20 protein-coding genes are annotated in these 20,966 nt (G+C 34.3%); 16 read left to right on the forward strand and 4 right to left on the reverse strand.

Translation table 11 applies throughout. The features are described from left to right. Window positions 1-96 precede the first annotated feature (96 nt). Genes HOG71_17930 through HOG71_17940 form a run of 3 tightly spaced genes read left to right on the forward strand, consistent with a single transcriptional unit; the run spans window position 97 to window position 1,836 of the window. The gene (locus HOG71_17930) at window positions 97-570 is read left to right on the forward strand and encodes a PspC domain-containing protein (GenBank protein MBT5992730.1); all 474 of its coding nucleotides are present in this window, start codon (window positions 97-99) and stop codon (window positions 568-570) included. Beyond that, a complete protein-coding gene (locus tag HOG71_17935) occupies window positions 560-835 on the forward strand; it encodes a hypothetical protein (protein ID MBT5992731.1) in 276 nt (91 codons plus the stop codon). Before HOG71_17930 ends, HOG71_17935 begins: the two co-directional genes overlap by 11 nt. Continuing rightward, window positions 832-1,836, forward strand: coding sequence for a Gfo/Idh/MocA family oxidoreductase (locus tag HOG71_17940; GenBank protein ID MBT5992732.1), 1,005 nt, complete (start codon window positions 832-834; stop codon window positions 1,834-1,836). Before HOG71_17935 ends, HOG71_17940 begins: the two co-directional genes overlap by 4 nt. On the opposite strand, the gene HOG71_17945 is transcribed toward HOG71_17940, so the two are convergent. Beyond that, the gene (locus HOG71_17945; GenBank protein MBT5992733.1) at window positions 1,815-2,486 is read right to left on the reverse strand and encodes an inorganic pyrophosphatase; all 672 of its coding nucleotides are present in this window, start codon (window positions 2,484-2,486) and stop codon (window positions 1,815-1,817) included. The genes HOG71_17940 and HOG71_17945 overlap by 22 nt on opposite strands. Before the next feature lie 235 nt (window positions 2,487-2,721). Between HOG71_17945 and HOG71_17950 the strand changes: the two genes are divergently transcribed. From HOG71_17950 to lepB, 7 genes are all read left to right on the forward strand, one after another. Next, a complete protein-coding gene (locus HOG71_17950) occupies window positions 2,722-3,399 on the forward strand; it encodes a PrsW family intramembrane metalloprotease (GenBank protein MBT5992734.1) in 678 nt (225 codons plus the stop codon). Between the two features lie 73 nt (window positions 3,400-3,472). After that, a complete protein-coding gene (locus tag HOG71_17955; protein ID MBT5992735.1) occupies window positions 3,473-3,937 on the forward strand; it encodes a hypothetical protein in 465 nt (154 codons plus the stop codon). A 171-nt stretch (window positions 3,938-4,108) separates the two neighbouring features. Beyond that, a complete protein-coding gene (locus HOG71_17960) occupies window positions 4,109-4,906 on the forward strand; it encodes a ParA family protein (protein ID MBT5992736.1) in 798 nt (265 codons plus the stop codon). A 4-nt stretch (window positions 4,907-4,910) separates the two neighbouring features. Then, window positions 4,911-5,804 (forward strand): ParB/RepB/Spo0J family partition protein, encoded by an 894-nt coding sequence (locus HOG71_17965; GenBank protein MBT5992737.1) that lies wholly within the window; start codon window positions 4,911-4,913, stop codon window positions 5,802-5,804. 6 nt (window positions 5,805-5,810) lie between these two features. Beyond that, window positions 5,811-6,434, forward strand: coding sequence for a hypothetical protein (locus HOG71_17970; GenBank protein ID MBT5992738.1), 624 nt, complete (start codon window positions 5,811-5,813; stop codon window positions 6,432-6,434). A gap of 14 nt (window positions 6,435-6,448) precedes the next feature. Further along, window positions 6,449-7,186: a 4-hydroxy-tetrahydrodipicolinate reductase gene (gene dapB, locus HOG71_17975; protein MBT5992739.1), complete on the forward strand. Its 738-nt coding sequence runs from the start codon at window positions 6,449-6,451 to the stop codon at window positions 7,184-7,186. 314 nt (window positions 7,187-7,500) lie between these two features. Beyond that, window positions 7,501-8,619 (forward strand): signal peptidase I, encoded by a 1,119-nt coding sequence (lepB, locus tag HOG71_17980; protein MBT5992740.1) that lies wholly within the window; start codon window positions 7,501-7,503, stop codon window positions 8,617-8,619. Window positions 8,620-8,624: 5 nt separating this feature from the next. Here lepB and HOG71_17985 read toward each other — a convergent pair whose 3' ends face one another. Both HOG71_17985 and HOG71_17990 read right to left on the reverse strand, forming a co-directional pair. Beyond that, entirely contained in the window at window positions 8,625-9,578 is a 954-nt protein-coding gene (locus HOG71_17985; protein MBT5992741.1) for a threonylcarbamoyl-AMP synthase, read from the reverse strand. A gap of 53 nt (window positions 9,579-9,631) precedes the next feature. Beyond that, window positions 9,632-10,204, reverse strand: a complete 573-nt coding sequence (locus tag HOG71_17990) for a hypothetical protein (GenBank protein ID MBT5992742.1) — start codon at window positions 10,202-10,204, stop codon at window positions 9,632-9,634. Window positions 10,205-10,334: 130 nt separating this feature from the next. On the opposite strand from HOG71_17990, the gene yidC reads away from it, so the two are divergent. The 5 genes from yidC (at window position 10,335) to HOG71_18015 (ending at window position 16,130) form a co-directional block, all read left to right on the forward strand. Then, a complete protein-coding gene (gene yidC / locus HOG71_17995) occupies window positions 10,335-12,224 on the forward strand; it encodes a membrane protein insertase YidC (protein MBT5992743.1) in 1,890 nt (629 codons plus the stop codon). Window positions 12,225-12,261: 37 nt separating this feature from the next. Next, entirely contained in the window at window positions 12,262-13,713 is a 1,452-nt protein-coding gene (locus HOG71_18000; GenBank protein ID MBT5992744.1) for an HD domain-containing protein, read from the forward strand. 54 nt (window positions 13,714-13,767) lie between these two features. After that, a complete protein-coding gene (locus HOG71_18005; protein ID MBT5992745.1) occupies window positions 13,768-14,394 on the forward strand; it encodes a hypothetical protein in 627 nt (208 codons plus the stop codon). Window positions 14,395-14,402: 8 nt separating this feature from the next. Next, entirely contained in the window at window positions 14,403-15,302 is a 900-nt protein-coding gene (gene miaA, locus HOG71_18010) for a tRNA (adenosine(37)-N6)-dimethylallyltransferase MiaA (protein ID MBT5992746.1), read from the forward strand. Between the two features lie 78 nt (window positions 15,303-15,380). Further along, a complete protein-coding gene (locus tag HOG71_18015; protein ID MBT5992747.1) occupies window positions 15,381-16,130 on the forward strand; it encodes an NADPH-dependent oxidoreductase in 750 nt (249 codons plus the stop codon). Between the two features lie 229 nt (window positions 16,131-16,359). Here the strand turns inward: HOG71_18015 and rapA are convergent, their stop codons facing one another. Then, window positions 16,360-19,188, reverse strand: coding sequence for an RNA polymerase-associated protein RapA (gene rapA, locus HOG71_18020; GenBank protein MBT5992748.1), 2,829 nt, complete (start codon window positions 19,186-19,188; stop codon window positions 16,360-16,362). A 373-nt stretch (window positions 19,189-19,561) separates the two neighbouring features. Here rapA and HOG71_18025 point away from each other — a divergent pair, with 373 nt between their 5' ends. After that, the gene (locus tag HOG71_18025; GenBank protein MBT5992749.1) at window positions 19,562-20,458 is read left to right on the forward strand and encodes a hypothetical protein; all 897 of its coding nucleotides are present in this window, start codon (window positions 19,562-19,564) and stop codon (window positions 20,456-20,458) included. The last annotated feature ends 508 nt before the right edge of the window (window positions 20,459-20,966 follow it).

Consider the following 20,966-nt stretch of genomic DNA (forward strand, 5'->3'; position numbering starts at 1 on the left):
GTTTATTCGCCAATATAATTCCTGTATTTACAATGTAAATTACTCAGATTGTATATTTTGCATTTTCTTTGCATTGATAAAACAAAATACAATGACATGACAAATCGTAGATTATTTAGAGATTCTTCTAATGAAGTAATTGGTGGAGTTGCCTCAGGTATCGCAAATTATTTTGACGTTGATGTAACCATAATTCGAATATTGTTTGTTTTAGCTGCCATTTTTGGTGGATGGGGACTGATTGTTTACATTATTTTCTGGATTGCTGTGCCACGTGATATCTCCAAATCACATGATAATTCTTATAAGAGAGAGCCTAAAGATGAAAGCAAAAGCTCCGACTTCTCTGAAAAAAGGTATAATTCAACAACAGATTCACCTGAAGTTGAAAAAAGAAAAAAGGGGAGTTTAATAGGAGGGACAGTACTTATTATAATTGGTGCTTTTTTTATCATTGAGCGTTACATTCCTAGAATTGACTTTGATGATTTCTGGCCATTTATTCTGGTTATAATAGGTTTGGGACTTCTCTTTTCAGGTTTTTTAAAAACGGGTAAAGATGAAAGATAATCAATTCAAAAGCATTATTTGGGGTATTATTCTAATCGTTCTGGGAGTTCTATTTCTATTATCAAACTTGGATATTATTGATTTCCATTGGAGAGACTTCATGCAATTATGGCCAATGCTATTGGTTTATTGGGGACTTAGTGCACTTCCGATTAATAATTACATTAAGCTTGTGCTCGTTATTCTAGTATTAGGATTCACTGTATATCTTGCCATGGAGTATCCTCAGCCATTTAGATTTGATTTTAATACACATAATGCATGATAAAATTGGATCATGTTAATTGGGGTATGATTGGTTGCGGCCAAGTTACTGAGAACAAAAGTGGACCTGCATTTAATAAAATTGCTAATTCGAATCTCATAGGTGTTATGTGCCGTAACGAGACTAAAGTTAGTGATTATGCAAAACGGCATCAGATTAAAAAATATTTTACAAATGCAGATCAGCTTATTAATGATGCTGAAATAAATGCCATTTATATTGCCACTCCTCCAAACATGCATGCTGAATATGCCATAAAGGCCATGCTTGCAGGTAAAGCAGTTTATGTTGAAAAACCGATGGCTCGTAAGTATCAAGAGTGCTTGGAAATGCAGCAGGTTCGTAAAAGCACCCAGATCCCCTTATTTATAGCGTATTATAGAAGGGCATTACCTTATTTTTTGAAGATTAAGGATATTTTAAAGAGCAACTGTCTCGGAAAAATATATGAAATAAACACTACATTATTCAAGAAACCTAGGAATACAGATTCTGATCAAATAAATCGACCTTGGCGAGTCAAACCTGATATTAGTGGTGGTGGCTATTTCTATGACTTAGCTTCACATCAATTGGATATATTTGACTTGTATTTTGGACAAGGTACATTGCAATCATCACAAGTGCTAAATTTGGCTGGATTGTACGATGCGGAAGATACAGTAGCAGCAGAAATAGCATATGGAGATACTTTGTTAAAAGGCAAATGGTCTTTTATTGTCCAAGCTGAAGAAGAATATGACAGAACTATTTTTAAAGCAGAATATGGGGAGCTAGCGTTCTCATTTTTTTCCCAAGAAGCAATTGAACTAACGCTTAATGGGAAAATAGAAAGGTGGGAAATAAAGGCGCCTGAGCATATTCAAATGCCCATGATTGAATTAATTGTAAATGAATTAATTGGAAAAGGCAATGCACCCTCTAATCTGAGTGCTGCAATACGGACAAATAAACTAATGGAAGATATTGTCAAGCCTTATTATACCATAGACAAAGCCTGATCCAGAGAATCAAATTTGTGTCTGTAATCTTCCATTGAACAAAGAATTATTTCCTGAGCCTCTTCAGCACTATACATATGCGTTATTTCGACATCTTTTTTATTGCCAGGCATATCCTTATAGGTGAGAAAATAATGTTTCAATCGTTCAATAACCATCTCAGGACAATCAGTAATGTCTTTATAGCCTTCGTAAACAGCATCATTATTTAAAACAGCAATAATTTTGTCGTCAGCTTCATTATCATCAATTAATCTGAAGCCTCCAATGGGACGTGCTTCAACTATGATATTTCCATGAACGATTTCACTTTCTGTCAATACACAAATATCAATAGGATCTAAATCTCCTTTAATGTTTTTCAGATCCGTTTTATTCATGCAATACTCAGCCACCTTATCAGCACTGAATGTTTGTGGAATAAATCCATAAAGAGCAGGAATGGTATTGGAATATTTCTGAGGGCGGTCAACTCGCAGGTAACCACTTCTTTTGTCAATTTCGTATTTAACTGTATCTCTGGGAACCATTTCAATATAGCAATCAACGATTGCAGGTGCATTAGCTCCAATATCAACACCATGCCATGGATGTGATTTATATCGTAGGCCCATCAAACGGCCAATTGGATCCATTATTTTGTTTTTCATCAGTCTATAATTGTTTTTTAGTTGTCAGATGGAACTCGCATATAGTCATTTCCTTGTGCCTTCACAGCGAAGTGTTTCGGTACACAAGTGTGTGTGTAAACTTATTCTCATGCTCGTTTCATCTTATTTTCATCTTTAATTGGGATTGCAAAAATAACGAATCATTTGTTCAAAGTATTTACGCATATAGTCAAAAGTTGAATTATGATTATTTTTGCTCATACAAAACTGACATATGACCTTATTATTAGTTTCCATCGCTCCAATAATAATAATTGCTTTCTATATTTATTTTAGAGATAAATATGAAAAAGAGCCTATTGGTTTGCTCTTGCTAAGCTTGCTTTCAGGTGGCTTGATTTTTATTCCTATTCTATTGCTTGGTAGTTTGTTAAAGCCATTAGGTGAAACCCTGAGTGGTTTGTATCAGGCTGGTTTTGATGCTTTTATCATGGCTGCTTTTATCGAAGAAGGATTTAAGTTTTTAGCTGTTTATTTGCTTATTTGGAAGAACAAGAATTTCAATGAAAAATTTGACGGAATTGTTTATGCTGTATTTGTCAGTTTAGGATTTGCACTGGTTGAAAACATAATTTATGTATTTTCAAATGGATTGTCTACTGGGTTATTGAGAGCGTCTACAGCAGTGCCATTTCATGCCATTGATGGTGTTATTATGGGTTTTTACTTTGGAATTGCTCGTTTTAAAATGATTAATAAATCATCCAATCTCGCAAAGGCTTTTATTTTACCCTTTATTTTTCATGGATTATATGATTTCTTCTTGATGTCTCAGAATGTTGTCTTTCTATTATTATGGATTCCATTATTAGTTTATCTCTGGAGAAATGCTTTTAAAAAAATGAAATTGCATTCACAGACTTCAGTATTCAATGACGAAAATCATTTATAAGTAAAACAGATAGTAACCTTTTTTATAAGAAAGAATTAAATAGTAGATTTGAGTTAACAAAGAATTTAATATTATGGGTTTATTACGTACGCTTAGAAATGATTTAATGGGATTGAGAAAATATTATAATTTCTCACAATGGATTATGAGGTTAGTCCTTTTTGCCTATATCTTAATTGTTTATAGTGGACGATTAACCTACTTAGATGTTAACTCAGAATATTTTCTTCTTGCTGTTATTTATACTTTTTTCGGATTTTTTGTTATTGTTGGCGGATTTAGTCGTTCTTCTGAATTAACACGTATATCCTCTATTGTGATGTTAATCACGGTTGTTGCTCATACATCTGCTTCATTTTTCATTTACCATAATTTTGACGAGGCATTTGCTTCCCGTTTATTATTCATTGGGATATTATTATATTTTGCCACTGTTAGTAAGCGAAGTGATTATTATTGGAGAAGTAAATATGATCGCAAAGATCTGGATGTAGAGGAGATGGTTTTAAATCCTAAAGACAAGGAAATGAATCAATAAGATTCAATGTTATTAAGCATCTTATTCAATCCAAATTTTTTGTTGAGGAAATAGTTTTATCAGGTTATCTTTGTATGGAAATTGTATTTTAATGGTCAATTTGCAAGCTTGAAAAAACACTGCCTGTATGACTTTGAAAGACAATAATCTAAAACACAGATAGAAAAGTAGATGGCTAAAATTATTTCCCTGGCAAATCAAAAAGGAGGAGTTGGTAAAACCACCACCACAATTAATCTAGCTGCAAGTTTAGCAGCTTTAGAGTATAAAACCCTCGTTATTGATGCAGACCCTCAGGCAAATGCAAGTTCCGGACTCGGTATTGATCCCAAAGAAATTAGTACCAGTATTTATGAATGCATCATAAACAATTTGGATCCAAATGAAGGAATTGTTAAAACACAGATTGACAATTTATACATTATTCCTTCTCATATCGATTTAGTTGGAGCTGAGATAGAAATGATCGGGCTTCCTGAAAGGGAAAACATGATGAAGAAAGTCATTGCAAAAATCAAAAATGATTTTGACTTTATTATCATAGACTGTTCACCTTCATTAGGGATTATTACTGTGAATGCCCTCACCGCCTCAGATTCTGTAATAGTACCTGTTCAATGTGAATATTTTGCTTTAGAAGGATTAGGGAAACTATTGAATACAATTAAAATTGTTCAAAATAATTTGAATCCCAATTTAGAAATTGAAGGGATTTTATTAACCATGTACGATATCCGCCTAAGGTTATCTAACCAGGTTGTTGAAGATGTAAAAACACATTTTCAGCAATTGGTTTTTGATACCATTATCCATCGTAATATTCGAATCAGTGAAGCTCCTGGTTTTGGAGTACCTGTGTTAATGCATGATGTAGAAGGCAGAGGAGCCATTAACTATTTAAATTTGGCAAAAGAAATATTAACAAACAATAATCTTGCTGTTAGCAAGGAATTAAAGAGTGTAGAATAAATAGATGAGTGCAAAACGACAAGCTTTAGGGAAAGGATTAAACGCACTATTAGCGGATTCAAATACAGATGTAACTGCTAAAAATCCAGTACCGTTAAACAATGTGGCCGAAATTCCTATTAACGAAATAGAAGCCAATCCTTTTCAGCCACGAGAAGCCTTTAATGATGAAGAGCTTGAAGAGCTGGTCGAATCCATAAAAATTCATGGTATTATCCAACCAGTTACTGTCAGAAAGATTGGAAGAGGGAAATATCAACTTATTTCTGGAGAAAGAAGAACCAGAGCAAGTATCCGAGCCGGCTTAAAGAATATACCAGCCTATGTTCGTATTGCAGATGATCAGGGTATGCTTGAAATGTCTCTGATCGAAAATATTCATAGAGAGAATTTAAATGCTATTGAAATAGCTATAAGTTATAAAAGACTTATTGAAGAGTGCAGCCTAAAACAAGAAGAAGTTGCTGGTAGAATTGGTAAAAACAGAACAACAGTAACAAACTATCTCCGTTTATTAAAATTGCCTGACGAAATTCAATTGGCTATCAGAGACAATAAATTAAGCATGGGGCATGCACGTAGTTTAATTACAATCGAAGATAAGGAACATCAATTGGCTATTTTGGAAATCATTCTGAAAGAAGAGCTTTCAGTTCGAGAAGTGGAAGAATTGGTCAAACAAGGCAAAGAAGAAGTGTTTCAAAGAAATGAAAATTCGGAGCCCAAATTAAAGTCAAAAGTTCAAAAAATTGAGTATAATCATTGGGAACAAAAATTTGCTGATCTTTATTTAACAAAAGTAAAAATAAGATCAAAAAGAGCTGGAAAAGGAGAGCTGATTATTCCATTTCAATCAGAAGAAGACCTTGAGAGACTGGCATCTTTATTGTCAAAATAATTTACTGTGTCATTAAAATCTACATGTTTAATATCAGGTTTGTTTTTTGCCTTGATCGTGCAATTTTCATTTAGTCAGGTTAAAGCACAGCATACTCTTACACCCGTTTTTACCTCCTCTGTTTTAGTTAAGGATAGCCTGAAAAAAGACGACCTGATTAGTCCTAATCGAGTTTTGTTACGATCAGCTATTATTCCAGGTTGGGGTCAGTTAACCAATAAACAATACTGGAAAATGCCAATTGTTTATGCTGGATTAGGAGCCTGTGGGTATTTTATTTATACGAATAATATGTACTATCGAAGGTTTAAAGAAGCCTTTATATTGCGAACTGATGAGGATCCTTTAACAATTGATCAGTATGATCCTATTGCAGGAACTTCAGAATTTCGATATGCATCAAGTACACAATTGCAGCAAAAAAGAGATGAATCTCGTAGAAATCTTGAATTATCGGTATTAGCAACAACGGCATTTTATCTATTAAATCTAGTTGATGCATATGTGGGCGCTCATCTTCGAGAGTTTGATATCACTGATGATTTGTCGTTTACGCTAAGTTTACCTGAAGCATATATGTTTGAGAATAATAAAGCAGTAATTTATTCTGGATTAGTTTTGACATTTTAATAAAATAGAAACTCATGAAAATATTTTTATTTGGTTACGGACAAATGGGCAAGGAAATTGAAAAACTTGCCATCACCAGAGGTCATGAAATTACTGGCGTCTATGACCCTTATCATGCATTTAAGTTCAGCGAAAAGGATTTTTTGAATGCCGATATCATTATCGATTATACAACACCAGGTAGCGCAGTTTATAACATAACAAAAGCTTTTGAAGCCAATAAACCTATTGTTGTGGGAACTACAGGATGGTATGATGAATTTGATACCGTTGAAGCTTTAAGTAAAAAATACAATGGTACATTGTTCTATGCTACCAACTTTAGTATAGGTGTAAACGTAATGTTCAGTATTAGTGAATTACTAGCCAAAATGCTTAATAATCAGGATAGCTATTTAGTTTCAATTAACGAAACTCATCACAGCAAAAAGAAAGATGCTCCAAGTGGAACAGCAATTACTTTAGCTGAAAATCTAATTAAGCATATGGATTTTGTTGATCACTGGGAAAAGATCGAAAAAGGGCAGGAGTTTGAACAAAAAGGTGGGGTAATTCCTATATTTTATTCCCGAGAGGATGAGGTGGTTGGAACCCATGAAATAAGCTTACATTCCAATGTTGATAAGATAACAATTCGTCACGATGCCTTTAATAGAACAGGTTTTGCCACTGGTACATTAATTGCAACTGAGTGGGTTGCTGATAAAAGAGGTATTTTCACAATGAAGGATCTTTTCCAAAACATAAAATAAAAATAATGAGTCTACCTAGTTTCTACATCTTTCTTATTATCTACTATTTATTGCTTTCATTTTCAGTTTATAAGTTATTTCCATTAGCAGGAATTGCTAGCTGGAAAGCATTAGTACCTGTTTATAATCTATTTCCTATCCTTAAATTAAGCGGTCGTTCCTGGTGGTGGTTTTTACTACTATTAATTCCTGGTGTTAATTTATTAATGTTGGTGATCATTGTATTAGGAATTCTTAAATCATTTGGAATATACAACAATAAGGAACTCATTATTTATACTTTGATTGCTCCTTTATCGCTTATTTACTTAGCGATGACTAAAAAACCAAAGTACGAAGGTCCAGGTGGTTCTGCAGAATACATTGCCATGCGTAAAAAATCAAAGTCAAGAGAATGGGTTGATGCGATTGTTTTTGCAGCCATTGCCGCTACCATTATAAGATGGTTTTTTATTGAAGCCTATACGATTCCAACCTCATCTATGGAAAAAACCCAACTGGTAGGTGATTTTCTATTTGTTAGTAAGTTGAATTATGGTCCCAGAATCCCAAATACTCCGATTGCTTTTCCATTTGCACATCATACAATGCCTCTTTTAGGTGGTAAATCTTATGTTGAATGGTGGAAAATACCCTATAAAAGATTACCAGCTTTTGAAAAAATTGAAAACAATGATGTAGTTGTTTTTAATTATCCAATGGAAGATTGGCGACCTGTAGATAAAAAAGAAAATTATATTAAAAGATGTATTGCCATTCCTGGTGATTCTCTAAGAATAATAGATAGGGCTGTTTACATAAACAGCAGTTTAGTTGAGTTGCCTGATAAAGGGCAATATCGATATTTTGTGAAAACAAATGGAACCGGATTTAATCGAAGATTATTGCATGAAATGCAAATTACAGAAGTGCAAACTTTGATGAGTAATCAAGGAGAGTTTGTGATGTGGTTAACCCGCGAAAACGCTACAAAAATTAAAGAACTGAAAAATGTAATTCAAATTGAACCTATTATTCAGGCCAAAGGCGAATTAGATCCGGATGTTTATCCTTTTTATCCAGCATTCAATTGGAATATTGATAACTATGGTCCTATTTATGTCCCGCAAAAAGGAGATAAAATTGAACTGACACTGGAAAACTATAAAACCTATGAAAGGGTTATTAAAGAATACGAAAACAATCCAACTCTCAAAATGAAGGATGGGGTTGTTTCAATTGATAATCAGACTATCACGCATTATACGTTCGAAATGGACTATTATTGGATGATTGGTGATAACCGTCACAATTCAGCAGATTCAAGATATTGGGGTTTTGTTCCTGAAGATCATATTGTTGGAAAGGCACTGTTTATCTGGATGTCATGGGATAAAGATGGAAAAGGATTTAATAAAATTCGTTTCAATCGATTATTTAAAGGAATCCATTAATGATTTTAACGATAGGCTGCTCTTGTCAGCCTGTCATTTATAGCTAATCCCAAACCTGTTTTTGGAAATACTTCTGTAAGGATTATGTCAGCATGCAGAGAATCTAAATGATGCATGGCTTGAAAAAGCTTTTGGGCAGCTTCTTTTAAATCCCCTTTTTTTGACAGCACAACTTGATTCTTAATTTGTGAGTATTCCTTTTCGAATGATAAAACCGCTAGTTTTTTGTCGGAATATTTCAAAATTAGTTCTTCAATATCTCCTATTAGCATTGGGGTTTGTGTTGCATAATGACTTTTTAATTGTCCTGGAGCATTAATTTGCTCAGCCTGATGAAAGACAACATTTCTGCTACCTACTGTATCATATAGCTGATCGATCGTTATTCCTCCTAATCTGAGAACCTGAAGCTTATTATTATGAAAGCTTACAATTGTTGATTCAATTCCAATTTTGCAATTTCCTCCATCAAGAATAAATGGAATTTTGCCTTGTAGCTGATTATAAACATGCTCTGCTTTTGTTGGACTAATTTTTCCAAATAAGTTTGCGCTTGGGGCAGCCAGAGGAAAAGAAAGCGAACTCAATAATTCAAGAGTAAGTGGATGATCAGGAATTCGAATAGCAACAGAAGGAAGTCCACTACTAACAATGTCGGGAATAAGATCAGATTTTGGCAATACGTAGGTTAAAGGGCCAGGAGAAAACTCTTCTGAGAGTTTGAAAATTATATCCGGGATATTTTTTACAAAAGTTGAAATCTTAGTTAAAGAGTTCGTATGGACTATTAATGGATCAAAACTTGGTCTTTGCTTGACTTCATATATTTTCAGTACTGTTTCAGGATTAAGCGCATTTCCTGCTAAACCATAAACAGTTTCGGTTGGTATTGCCACCACCTCATCTTTTTTGAGAAGTGCAATTGCTGTTTCTACATTCGTGTCAATTCGTGTAATCATATATTATTTGAATTGCAAAAATACGAATACATGCACTAATCATGTATTGACGATTAGAATGAAAAATTAATAAAAGAGATGAGGCTAATCATTCCCAGTATACTTTTTAATATAGTGTATATTCCGAGTGTAATTATAACGGAAATAATGATGTAGCTAATAAAATGCCTTTCTATAATTTCAATGTACTTCTTACATGCTAAATAATAAAAGTAAATCCCTAATAATCCAATCAATTCAAATTTGTGATTTAATTGGAAAATATAAATGAAAAATAAAGCAATAAAATAAGGCAACAACGAAAATGAAATCATGACCAAACTTTGCTGCAGACTTGCATTGCTGCCAAGTGGTTTAGCGAGTTTATAAACCATCCACGAACTTGCGAGAACTAAACTGTTTGGAAAAACAAAGCCATAAAGAATTGAAATGACTAAGTCGGGTAAACTAAAACATTCAAATATGTTTAAGGGGCCAAGAAGTATGGCTAAGATCAATAAAATTGAAATGGGGAGTAAGGTCTTAACAAAAACATCCTTATCGGTTAGTTTCCTTGAAAATATAAATTCCCAATAACGCTTGGGTTTAAATAATAGTTGGATCACTTTTGCATTAAAACGTATCATAACACTCTTTCTGTACAGAGCAAATATATTAAGTTAAACGAGTTTTCTGCATGATAGCTGAAATTAAGGAGATTCAGGCTTTTCTCAATGCAATATTTACCTATTTTTGCACTTAAATTAAAATTTACCAATGGATCGCAATTCAATATTAGGATTCTTATTAATAGCAGCTGTATTGCTGGGTTTTTATTTTATTAATAAGCCAAATGAACAAGAATTAGCTGAAAAGCAACGAATATCTGATTCAACTTTTGTTGTACAGGACTCTATTCGGAAACAAGCGATAGTTCAAGCTGCAATTGCAGATACTGGAACACAAATTCAATCTATTAGTGATACAAGTAGTTTTCAGGAAGCAGTAGTGTTGAATGTTCCTGCTGAATTTGAAAAATTTACTGAGGGATCAGATGATTTTATAGTGCTTGAGAGTAATTGGTTGAAAGTTAAAATTGCTCCTAAAGGAGGTCGTGTAGTCTATGCTGAGTTAAAAGAGTACACTACTTACGAAGGTGCACCATTGATATTATTTGACGAAGGTGATCAGGAATTTGGCTATAAATTTTCTGCTTCAAATAAAATTGTAAATACCTCAGATTTATATTTTGAGGTCGATCAAAATGCAACAGCCATGTCAACTGAGGCTGGTTCAACAGTTTCTATGAAAATGAAACTAAATGAACACCAATATATTGAGCATAAATTTAGCTTGGTTGATGACTCTTATATGCTGGATTTTCAAATCAATTTGGTTGGATTCGATCAAGTTATTCCAAGGACAATTAAGTACATCGATCTGAATTGGAATACAAAAACTCTTTTTCTGGAACGAAAAGCAAAAAAGAATTCGAGAATAGTGGGAAGTAATCCAACCGTATATTATCGATATGAGAATGAAAAACCCGGCCGTTTAAATGATACTAAAGATGGAAGCGAGAATCTGGATGGCAAAGTACAGTGGGTTGCATTTAAACAACACTTTTTTAATCAGACCTTAATTTCAAAAACCAATTTTCTCAGAGGTCATATCGAAAGTGAAACGATAGAAGATGAAAAACACCAAAAGCGTTTGGATGCTACGTTAAGCTTTGCATTTGAGCATATTCCGGTGCAAACTTATGATTTGAATTTCTTTTATGGCCCCAACCATTACAAAACCCTCAAAGCCTATAATTTGGAAATGGAGGAGCAAATTTTCCTCGGAAGAAACATTTTAAGATGGGTGAATGTTGGTGTTGTTATTCCTGTATTCAATTTTCTGAGTAAATACATTGCCAACTACGGAATTATCATATTGCTGCTTACGCTTATAATTAAAATGATTTTATTGCCATTGACTTATAAATCATATTTGTCAACTGCAAAAATGCGTTTACTAAAGCCTGAGCTAGATATACTGAAAGAAAAAGTAGGGAAGGATCAGGCTAAAATGCAACAGGAGCAAATGAAGCTTTACCGACAAGCAGGGGTGAGTCCAATGGGCGGTTGTTTGCCGATGTTATTGCAGATGCCTATACTGATAGCCTTATTTCGCTTTTTTCCTTCATCTATAGAATTAAGACAAGAGAGCTTCCTCTGGGCTCATGATTTATCTACCTACGATTCAATATGGACATTTGGTTATGTACCTCTTTTGGATAAGATTTATGGTGACCATGTGAGTTTGTTTACTGTGTTGATGACCATCTCTACACTTATTTATACGCGTATGAATAGTCAAATGATGGGTGGTGGAAATGATGCCATGGGCAAACAAATGAAAATAATTCAATATGTGATGCCTATCATGTTCTTGGGTTTCTTTAATAATTATTCTGCAGGTTTAAGCTATTATTATTTCCTTGCCAATATCATTACTTTTGGTCAGCAATATCTGTTTAAGCAATTTGTTAATGAAGATAAGCTGAGAAAGAAAATTGAAATGAATAAGAAAAAGAAAACAGGCAAAGGAAAGTCAAAGTGGCAACAGCGGCTTGAAGACATGCAGAAACAGCAGCGCCAAGCAAATCAGAAAAAGAGATAAGTATTAGCCTGTCATTTATAGCAATTAGTATTTTAATTTGAAAGATATTCAAACCGATATCAGTAGTTATCTAGCTGGTAATGAAATATTCAGCTTAGTATCTGATTTATCCGATAAGTCCCAAACAGATGTTTATGTTGTTGGTGGTTTTGTCAGAGATCAGTTTCTTCATCGTCCATCAAAAGATATCGATTTTGTTGTTGTTGGAGATGGTATTGAATTCGCAAAACTATTTGTTAAGTCGATTGGTCATAAAGCTGATTTGAATATTTTCAAAACTTTTGGTACCGCAAACATCAAATTCAAAGGTTATGAAATTGAGTTTGTTGGTGCTCGCAAAGAGTCTTATCAGCTTAATTCCAGAAATCCAATTGTCAGTAAGGGTAGTTTCGAAGATGATTTGAATCGCAGAGATTTTACAATTAATGCGATGGCAATTAGTATGAGAAAGCAGGATTTTGGATCCTTAGTTGATCTTTTTTCTGGTTTGAATGACCTAAACAGTTGTATTCTACGCACTCCATTACATCCTGATAAAACATTTATTGACGATCCTTTGAGAATGATGCGTGCAGCTCGATTTGCTTCTCAACTTGGATTTAGCCTGCATCCTGATACTTTCGATTCGATATGCAAAAATGCAGATCGTTTGCAAATAATCACACAGGAAAGAATTACAGATGAATTGAATAAGATCATGTGCTCACCAATACCTTCAATTGGATTTAAATTATTACATGATACTCACTTATTAGATTATATTCTTCCTGAATTGTTGGATTTGAAAGGAGCAGAAACCATTGATAATATCTCACACAAAGACAATTTTTATCATACGCTGCAAGTACTGGATAATATTTCTGAAGTTACTGATAATCTGTGGTTGCGTTGGGCATCACTTTTACACGATATTGGCAAACCTGCTACCAAAAAATTTGATAATAAAGTAGGCTGGTCCTTTCATGGGCATGAAGTAGTTGGATCGAGGATGGTTCCTCAGGTTTTTAAAAAGTTGAAGCTTCCAATGAATGAGAAAATGCGGTATGTAAGAAAAATGGTTTATCTGCATTTACGTCCTGTAGCTCTCACAAAAGAAGAAGTTACTGATTCAGCCATCAGACGATTAATAGTAGAGTCAGGTGATGATATAAATGACCTACTGGTACTTTGTAAAGCAGATGTGACTTCAAAAAATCAAGAAAAAGTAAAAACTTTCTTGAGACGTTTTGATAATGTAAAAATCAAAATAGAAGAGGTCACTGAAAAGGATGAATTGAGAAATTGGAAGAATCCAATTGCTGGTGAAACCATCATGAAAGCATTAAAATTAAAGCCTTCCCGATTAGTTGGTGAAATAAAAGATGAAATAAAAGAAGCCATTATGGAAGGGGTAATTGGAAATAATTATTCAGAAGCTTTTGCATTATTACTGAAAATTGCAAAAGAAAAAGGTCTTGAAGTTGATTTAAATGAAAACAAGGCTAATTAATTGTCTCGTTTGCAATTTATAAACTAATTTTGAAAGAGTAATCAAATTAATACCATGTCAGTTTATAGTATAAAAATTTCTGTAAAGGATGATCCGGATATTTTCAGGATTATTGACGTAGATGCAAATCATCCTTTGATTGTATTGCATAAAGCAATCCTGAATTCTGTGCATTTTGAAGATGGCGAATTAGCATCTTTTTACCAGAATTATGATAGTAGAAGTGATCGTGAAGAATTTTGCTTAACTGACATGCAAAAGGAAGAAGGCGCTACATTGATGAAAGATGTTAGTATTGCTGATGTGTTAAAAGAAACTGGAGATAAACTGACTTATATTTATGATTTCTTAAACATGTGGAATTTTGAAGTTGAATTAGAAAGCATTAGAAAAGAAAAGTTAGAGAATGAAAAATTACCTAAATTAATAAAGTCCTCAGGTGATGATCCAAAACAAGAGTTATTTGCTGGTTTTGATGAAAAAAGCATGTCGGATGACGATATGGAATTATTGAAAAACTTGATAGAAAAGAATGATGATGTTTATGATGGAGGCAACGAATCGGATAAATTTGATTTAAAAGATTTGGACGATCTGGATGATTATAAAGATGAATTAAGCGGATTTGAGAGTTTGGATAGTTTAGAAGAAGATTATCCTGACAATGATAATTATTATTAATCCTTCACATGTCCAAAATTGTAGTCATTCAAGGCCCTACAGCATGTGGAAAAACTACTCTAGCTATCTCCCTTGCATTAAAGTTTGGTGCTGAAATTATTTCGGCCGATTCTCGGCAATTTTACCATGAACTAAATATAGGAACAGCAAAACCCTCAGATACAGAGTTAGCTCAAGTAAAGCATCACTTTGTTGGTTTCGAATCGATATTGAATCCTGTAGATGTTTCTGCATTTGAGCAAGTTGCTTTAAAAACAATAAGCCAGTTATTGAAAGCTGGTAAATTGCCATTTCTAGTAGGTGGTTCAGGATTATTTATTGATACAGTTACCAAAGGAATAAACCATATTCCTGAAGTTGATAGCTCCATTAGACAAGAATTGGACTTACGCATGGAAAATGAAGGACTTGCCATTTTGTCTGACGAATTGAAACAGCTGGATATCTTCACTTACAACAAAATAGATATACATAATCCCAGGCGAGTAATTCGAGCTTTAGAAGTATGCATAGGAACTGGAAAAGCTTTTTCTTATTATACAAATCAACAGTTACCAAAACGTGATTTTGAATCTGTTAAAATAGGCATCGAAGTTCCAATCGAAGTTTTATACAAGCGTATAGAAGACCGATGCGATCAAATGTTTGACAATGGATTAGTAAATGAAGTAGAAAGTTTGATTGAATTTCGTGAGCTGACTTCCTTGAAGACCATTGGCTATACTGAATTTTTTGATTATTTTGATCACAAATATTCACTTGATGAGGCCATTGCTAAGTTTAAGCAGCATAGCAGGAATTATGCAAAACGACAAATGACTTGGTTAAGAAGAGACAAAGAGATTGTTTGGTTTCAGGCTAATGAAATTCAAAAGATGGAAGAATTTATTCGATCTTCATTGAATTAAACACATATTTATTTTGTTCTTATTATACAATTCCTAATATTTACATCCTGAACAAATAGCCATTTAAAATCCTTAGAAATGATTGATGCCATTTTTAATCATAAAAGTATACGTAAGTATAAAAATACGCCAATTGATGCCTCGACATTAAACACTGTTTTGGAGGCTGCAAGCAGAGCGTCTACTACCGGTAATATGCAGGTGTATAGTATTGTAGTTTCAAAATCTCAAGAAATACGAGATGAACTATTAGGTTGCCATTTTAATCAGGCTATGGTCAGTGAGGCACCTGTTGTATTAACCTTTTGTGCAGATATAAATCGTTTCAACAAATGGTGTAAGTTAAGTAAGGCTGAGCCTGGTTATGATAACTTTCTGTTTTTCTTTACTGCAGCCATCGATGCTTTATTAGCAGCTCAAAATGCTTGTATTGCTGCTGAGGATCAAGGATTGGGGATATGTTATTTAGGAACTACTATCTATTTAGCTGATAAAATAATTGATGTTCTTAACCTGCCTAAAGGTGTTGTACCTATTACTACAGTGGTTGTTGGCTATCCGGATGAAAATCCAGGTTTAACAGATCGCTTACCTTTAGAAGCCATTGTTCATGAAGATACCTATCAGGATTATTCAGATGAAACAATCAAATCTCTTTTTGAAGAGAAGGAGAACATGAACTTTTACAAAGAAATTGTGAAAGAAAATGATGTTGAAACATTAGCCCAGGTTTTTACAGATAAACGCTACAAAAAAACAGATAATCTCCATTTTTCAAAAGCTTTTCTTGAAGTGATCACGAAGCAAGGCTTTATGAATAATGATTAAGGAATTTCGAATTGTTTCAATACATTTCCTATTCTTAGTCTGTAGAAATAGCCTTGTGTTTGGGGACTCAGGATTATGAAATTGAATTAATACTTGTCCATAGTCCCCACGCCTTTCGCCATTGTTGGTGTTATCACCAACAATTAATAATAATTTAGTGAAAACACCAAATAAGGCAACCCCACTAACAGTAGTTTGTAGAAATGGCTTTGAGATTTAGGACTAAGGATTAATTAACTCTAATAAGTTGGAGTGCATCCAACCTGATTCTTGCCTCACTAATGAGGTTTGCAAGAGTTGACTGTTCTTGTAAAGCAATCTGAATTTCTTCCGGTCGAATGTGCTTATTTTTTTTTTGTAACAATTTAAGTCGATCGATTTCGTGATCCAGAGTGAAATTCATCTTTTTCATCCCATTTGCTACTTCTGTTGCCCCTAAGGCTTCAGCAATTTTGGAGGCTTCTGACATCATATTAGGAAGAATGCTTTCCATAAAGCTGTCATTATCTATCAAATCGTCCATTTTACCGGGTAGCAATTGTTGGTCAAAGGTTTCAACTGAATATAAATGAGTTACATCCGTGCAACTGTGGTCAACAACAACTCTCAGGGGTGTATTGGGCAGAAAACGATCCACATAAATGCTTTGTTCTCCTGCTGTTTCAAGAACAAAAAGTAGCTCCAGGAGCAGGGCAGGGTTTCCTTTTTTACGAAGGACTCCAAAACTGACAGCTCCAGTTCCTGAACTCAATACCATGTCAATGGCATCTGTTACCATAGGATGATCCCAGCTGAGGAAACGAATATCTTCCCGGCTCAGTGCTCGCTTACGATCAAATGTGATTGAAACACCTGTATTTGGAATCGAAGGAAAAACCTCATTATTGGTTCTGTCAGGATGCAATAAATAGGTTTGGGGAGCAAGGTCTTCTATTTCAACACCAAAATGGTCAAAGACATTGTTCATGTATATTTCAAGACTCATATTAAGGTCTTCTGCCTTGATCAGCTCAACCAGTTTTTTTGCAATTTCAGGACGATAGGAATTCATTTCCAGTAAACGATCGCGCCCGTCTGCAAGGGTCTTTTTTAATTCTTTTTGGAAAATAGCTGTTTCAGCGATCAATGATTTCAATTGCTTTTCAGCATCAGGTGATGAGAGCGATATGGCAGTCTTGAGCAGACGATCGCTAAATAACTGAGCCAGTTGATTACCTCCTTCAAGGTTTTCCCTAAAAGCATCTAATCCTTCATGAAACCATCTGACAAGTACTTCTTGAGGGCTTCCTTCCAGGTATGGGACATGAATGTGGATATCATTTGACTGACCGATCCGGTCGAGGCGGCCTATTCGTTGTTCCAACAATTCTGGATGAAATGGCAAATCGAATAAAATGAGGTGATTTGCGAATTGAAAATTTCTTCCCTCGCTTCCTATTTCGGAACATATAAGTAATCGGGCACCATCTGTTTCTGAAAACCAAGCTGCATTTCTATCCCGTTGGACAATAGTGAGATCCTCATGAAAAACACCAACTTTCAGATTAATTCGATTAACTAGTGCCTGTTCCAAGGCAATCACCTTTTCTTTACTCCTGCAGATGAGTAGTGCTTTTGCAGGGTGTAGATCCTCCATTTTTTTTACAAGCCAGTCAACTCTTGGATCATTAGTGAACCAAAATTGTTGTTTAACCGAAGAGTCCACAGTAGACTCCATATCCACTAAAAACTCCTTTGACAAACGCTCTTTCCAAAGGTCAGACTCGTCTACGCCCTTGATTGGAATCAAGTGAGCCTTTCGCTTTGGAAAGCCGCTCATTGCTGATCGTGTATTTCGGAATACAACCCGGCCTGGTCCATGTTGGTCAAGCAAATCCTCGATTAGATTCTTCTGTGCTGAATATCCACCTACAGCCAGAGAATCTATTCTTTCTTTGCCAAATATCGATTGTAGTAAACTTTTATCCTTAGCCCGTAAAGATTTGCCTAATGATAATTTTTCAACAACATCAGCAATCTCTTTATGATCTGAAGATTCGTTTTTGAAAGCATCATAATCAGCGTATCTGTCAGGATCAAGTAAACGAAGTCGTGCAAAATGACTTTGAAGTCCCAATTGCTCAGGGGTAGCTGTCAGGAGAAGTAAGCCTTTTGCAACTTTACTCAATTGTTCAACAACACTGTAGGCTGGACTGACTTTATCAACTGACCATTCCAGATGATGTGCTTCATCTACAACCAGCATATCCCAATTGGCCGATAGTGCTTGTCGGGCTCTAATCTCTGAACCTGCTAAGAAAGCCGTACTACAAATGATTGATTGATTGTCCAGAAAAGGGTTTCCATCTGGTGCGCTCTTGTCAATTGAGGAACAACGCTCTTCATCAAAAATGTGAAACCACAGATTAAATCTTCGAAGTAATTCGACAAACCATTGATGAACAAGTGACTCAGGAACGAGAATCAAAACTCTTGATATCCGCCCACTTAAAAGTAAACGATGCAGAATTAAGCAAGCCTCTATTGTTTTTCCAAGACCTACCTGGTCTGACAGCAGGACACGAGGGGCATATCGCATACTCACCTCATGTGCAATGTAAAGTTGATGAGGAATCAGATCGATTCGGCCACCGACAAATCCATTTACAGGAGAAATTCTCCTATTATGATCATGTTGAAGAGTCTTCCTGCGTAATGAAAATAGTTCTGGTGTGTCCACATCTCCCATGGAAAGTCGATCATCTAAACCATATTTTACTGACACATCTCCAATATCTGCCTCAGATAATGTCCAATCTTGACCAAAATAAGTGAATAATTTGCCATCTTCATGAACTCGTTCAATTAGCATTGAACGTTTATTGGTGTCCACAATTGTATCCCCCGGCTTGAAGAATACTCTGCGAACCGGAGCATTTTCTATAGCATAAAGTCGGGTTTCACCGGATACTGGAAAATGTATCTTTACCCGACTTTTACTGATTTCAGTAACGATTCCTAGTCCGAGTTCAGGCTCACCTTCACTAGTCCATCTTTGATCAGGAAAGAAAATTTCCATATTGTGATTCATATTTGTTGATGATTCATCACCTTTTTGGGATGGTATCATGGTGTGAAAAAATGAAGACTAATGCATAATTTGCTTTATACAAACGAAAATAAAAGCCCTTTTTCAATGGCACGAAGAAAAAGAAAGTAGATGAGATAACAAAAGCCTGAGTTGAATAATTGGCAATTGAATTAAATAGTTTTGGCTGACCCAATTAGGGCAATACTTATGGGTTAAACAATGTATTCTATTATAGTCCGTAGTAAACTTGCTACTAATCCAAGCTACCGGCCGATAGCTGGGTGAATATAAGATTGCGTTATTGTATATAGTGCTATTTAGAATGTATTAATAAATTTTAGTATATTTGATAAAAAATATCATGAAAAAACTACTAATTACTATTCCATTTTTAATTTTATATTTTATTAGTTTTGCCAATGGAATACAAATAAGCCCCCAGTCTTTTGAATGTGATACTGTTATAATAGGATCTGAAATAGAAATAATATATACAATAAGCAATACATCTAATTCGACTACTGAAATTCTTAATATCAAATATCTTTCACCTGATATTTCACATTCACTTGATTCGAAATATATTTCACCAAATTCTCAAACCATACTAAAAATTATTTTCACTCCACCTATAGTAGGAATGTTTTATAAATCTATTCAGATAGTCACTGCAGAAGGTATGGAGGTTGTTTTTTTTAAAGGTTACGCAGTTGAGGGTGAACAATCTAAGCATCAGGAAACAATTGACACTGGTTTTACTTTTCGTAATAGCTTATGGGGGATGACAAAAGATGAAGTATTAAATTCGGAGAAGTTACCAGATCCAATTAATAAAGATGATATTATTGGTTACAGTTCCACAATAGCAGGCTTTGATTGTTTCATATTTTATATTTTTATTGAAAATAAATTAGTTCGATCAAAATATGTTTTTACTCAAGTGCATTCTAATGAAAATGATTTTATTTCAGATTATTATTCTCTAAAAAATATTTTGAAAGAAAAATATCATGATCCAAGTCTGGATAAGATTTTCTGGAAAAATGATTTGTATAAAAACGATCATGATCAATGGGGATTTGCTATCAGTCTTGGCCATTTAAGCTATTACTCGGTTTGGGTAACATCAAGAACAAAAATTTATCTTTATTTAACAGGGGAAAATTATAAAACTAAATTAGAAATCGAATATGTTAGTATTGATTTATTGGATTTTGAAAAGGAAAAGAAAAAAGAAAAAGTATTAGAAGATTTTTGATGCCCCCACTATCCTTAGTATATAGAAATGGCCTTGTGTTAGGAGAACAAGGATTAATTAACTCGAATTTTTATTTAAAGTGAGAACAAAAAAAACATATTGAATCAATTATAGCCCGTAGACCCCTTTCTTCGAACCCAAGACTGACTAATGAAAGGTAGGGAACTTGAGCAAACTGGAAATACTATCTTATTTAAGATAACTATTAATTATCGACTAAGTCTTTTATTACTATATAGTTGCTTAAGTATTTCTTCCTGTGTTGAATTCCGAAGCCCTGGTAAAATAGGTTTCAACTCGCTTTCAGCACCAAAGAAAACAATATGCGCTTTGGTAACTAAGTGAATATTGATCTTAAGAATTTCTGATGAGGGTGTAAATTAAACTCTGTCCAAAATCGTAAATTTGATTATGGATCAGAACTATTTAGACAATTTAGAAGAAAAAGCGCTAGAACAGTTTAAGAGTGGGAAGTCGCTTTTTGGAAAAGATGGAGCGTTTGCTCCAT

The sequence above is a fragment of the Bacteroidota bacterium genome, assembly GCA_018698135.1.
Lineage (GTDB): Bacteria > Bacteroidota > Bacteroidia > CAILMK01 > JAAYUY01 > JABINZ01.

What these genes read in the sequence shown, in the direction of transcription:
- HOG71_17965 (MBT5992737.1), top strand. Translation starts at nt 4,911, where the DNA reads ATGAGTGCAAAACGACAAGCTTTAGGGAAAGGATTAAACGCACTATTA.
- HOG71_17955 (MBT5992735.1), top strand. Translation starts at nt 3,473, where the DNA reads ATGGGTTTATTACGTACGCTTAGAAATGATTTAATGGGATTGAGAAAA.
- HOG71_17990 (MBT5992742.1), bottom strand. Translation starts at nt 10,204, where the DNA reads ATGATACGTTTTAATGCAAAAGTGATCCAACTATTATTTAAACCCAAG.
- HOG71_17960 (MBT5992736.1), top strand. Translation starts at nt 4,109, where the DNA reads ATGGCTAAAATTATTTCCCTGGCAAATCAAAAAGGAGGAGTTGGTAAA.
- dapB (MBT5992739.1), top strand. Translation starts at nt 6,449, where the DNA reads ATGAAAATATTTTTATTTGGTTACGGACAAATGGGCAAGGAAATTGAA.
- rapA (MBT5992748.1), bottom strand. Translation starts at nt 19,188, where the DNA reads ATGGAAATTTTCTTTCCTGATCAAAGATGGACTAGTGAAGGTGAGCCT.
- HOG71_17985 (MBT5992741.1), bottom strand. Translation starts at nt 9,578, where the DNA reads ATGATTACACGAATTGACACGAATGTAGAAACAGCAATTGCACTTCTC.
- HOG71_17945 (MBT5992733.1), bottom strand. Translation starts at nt 2,486, where the DNA reads ATGAAAAACAAAATAATGGATCCAATTGGCCGTTTGATGGGCCTACGA.
- miaA (MBT5992746.1), top strand. Translation starts at nt 14,403, where the DNA reads ATGTCCAAAATTGTAGTCATTCAAGGCCCTACAGCATGTGGAAAAACT.
- HOG71_17950 (MBT5992734.1), top strand. Translation starts at nt 2,722, where the DNA reads ATGACCTTATTATTAGTTTCCATCGCTCCAATAATAATAATTGCTTTC.
- HOG71_17930 (MBT5992730.1), top strand. Translation starts at nt 97, where the DNA reads ATGACAAATCGTAGATTATTTAGAGATTCTTCTAATGAAGTAATTGGT.
- HOG71_17940 (MBT5992732.1), top strand. Translation starts at nt 832, where the DNA reads ATGATAAAATTGGATCATGTTAATTGGGGTATGATTGGTTGCGGCCAA.
- HOG71_18015 (MBT5992747.1), top strand. Translation starts at nt 15,381, where the DNA reads ATGATTGATGCCATTTTTAATCATAAAAGTATACGTAAGTATAAAAAT.
- lepB (MBT5992740.1), top strand. Translation starts at nt 7,501, where the DNA reads ATGACTAAAAAACCAAAGTACGAAGGTCCAGGTGGTTCTGCAGAATAC.
- yidC (MBT5992743.1), top strand. Translation starts at nt 10,335, where the DNA reads ATGGATCGCAATTCAATATTAGGATTCTTATTAATAGCAGCTGTATTG.
- HOG71_18005 (MBT5992745.1), top strand. Translation starts at nt 13,768, where the DNA reads ATGTCAGTTTATAGTATAAAAATTTCTGTAAAGGATGATCCGGATATT.
- HOG71_17935 (MBT5992731.1), top strand. Translation starts at nt 560, where the DNA reads ATGAAAGATAATCAATTCAAAAGCATTATTTGGGGTATTATTCTAATC.
- HOG71_18025 (MBT5992749.1), top strand. Translation starts at nt 19,562, where the DNA reads ATGAAAAAACTACTAATTACTATTCCATTTTTAATTTTATATTTTATT.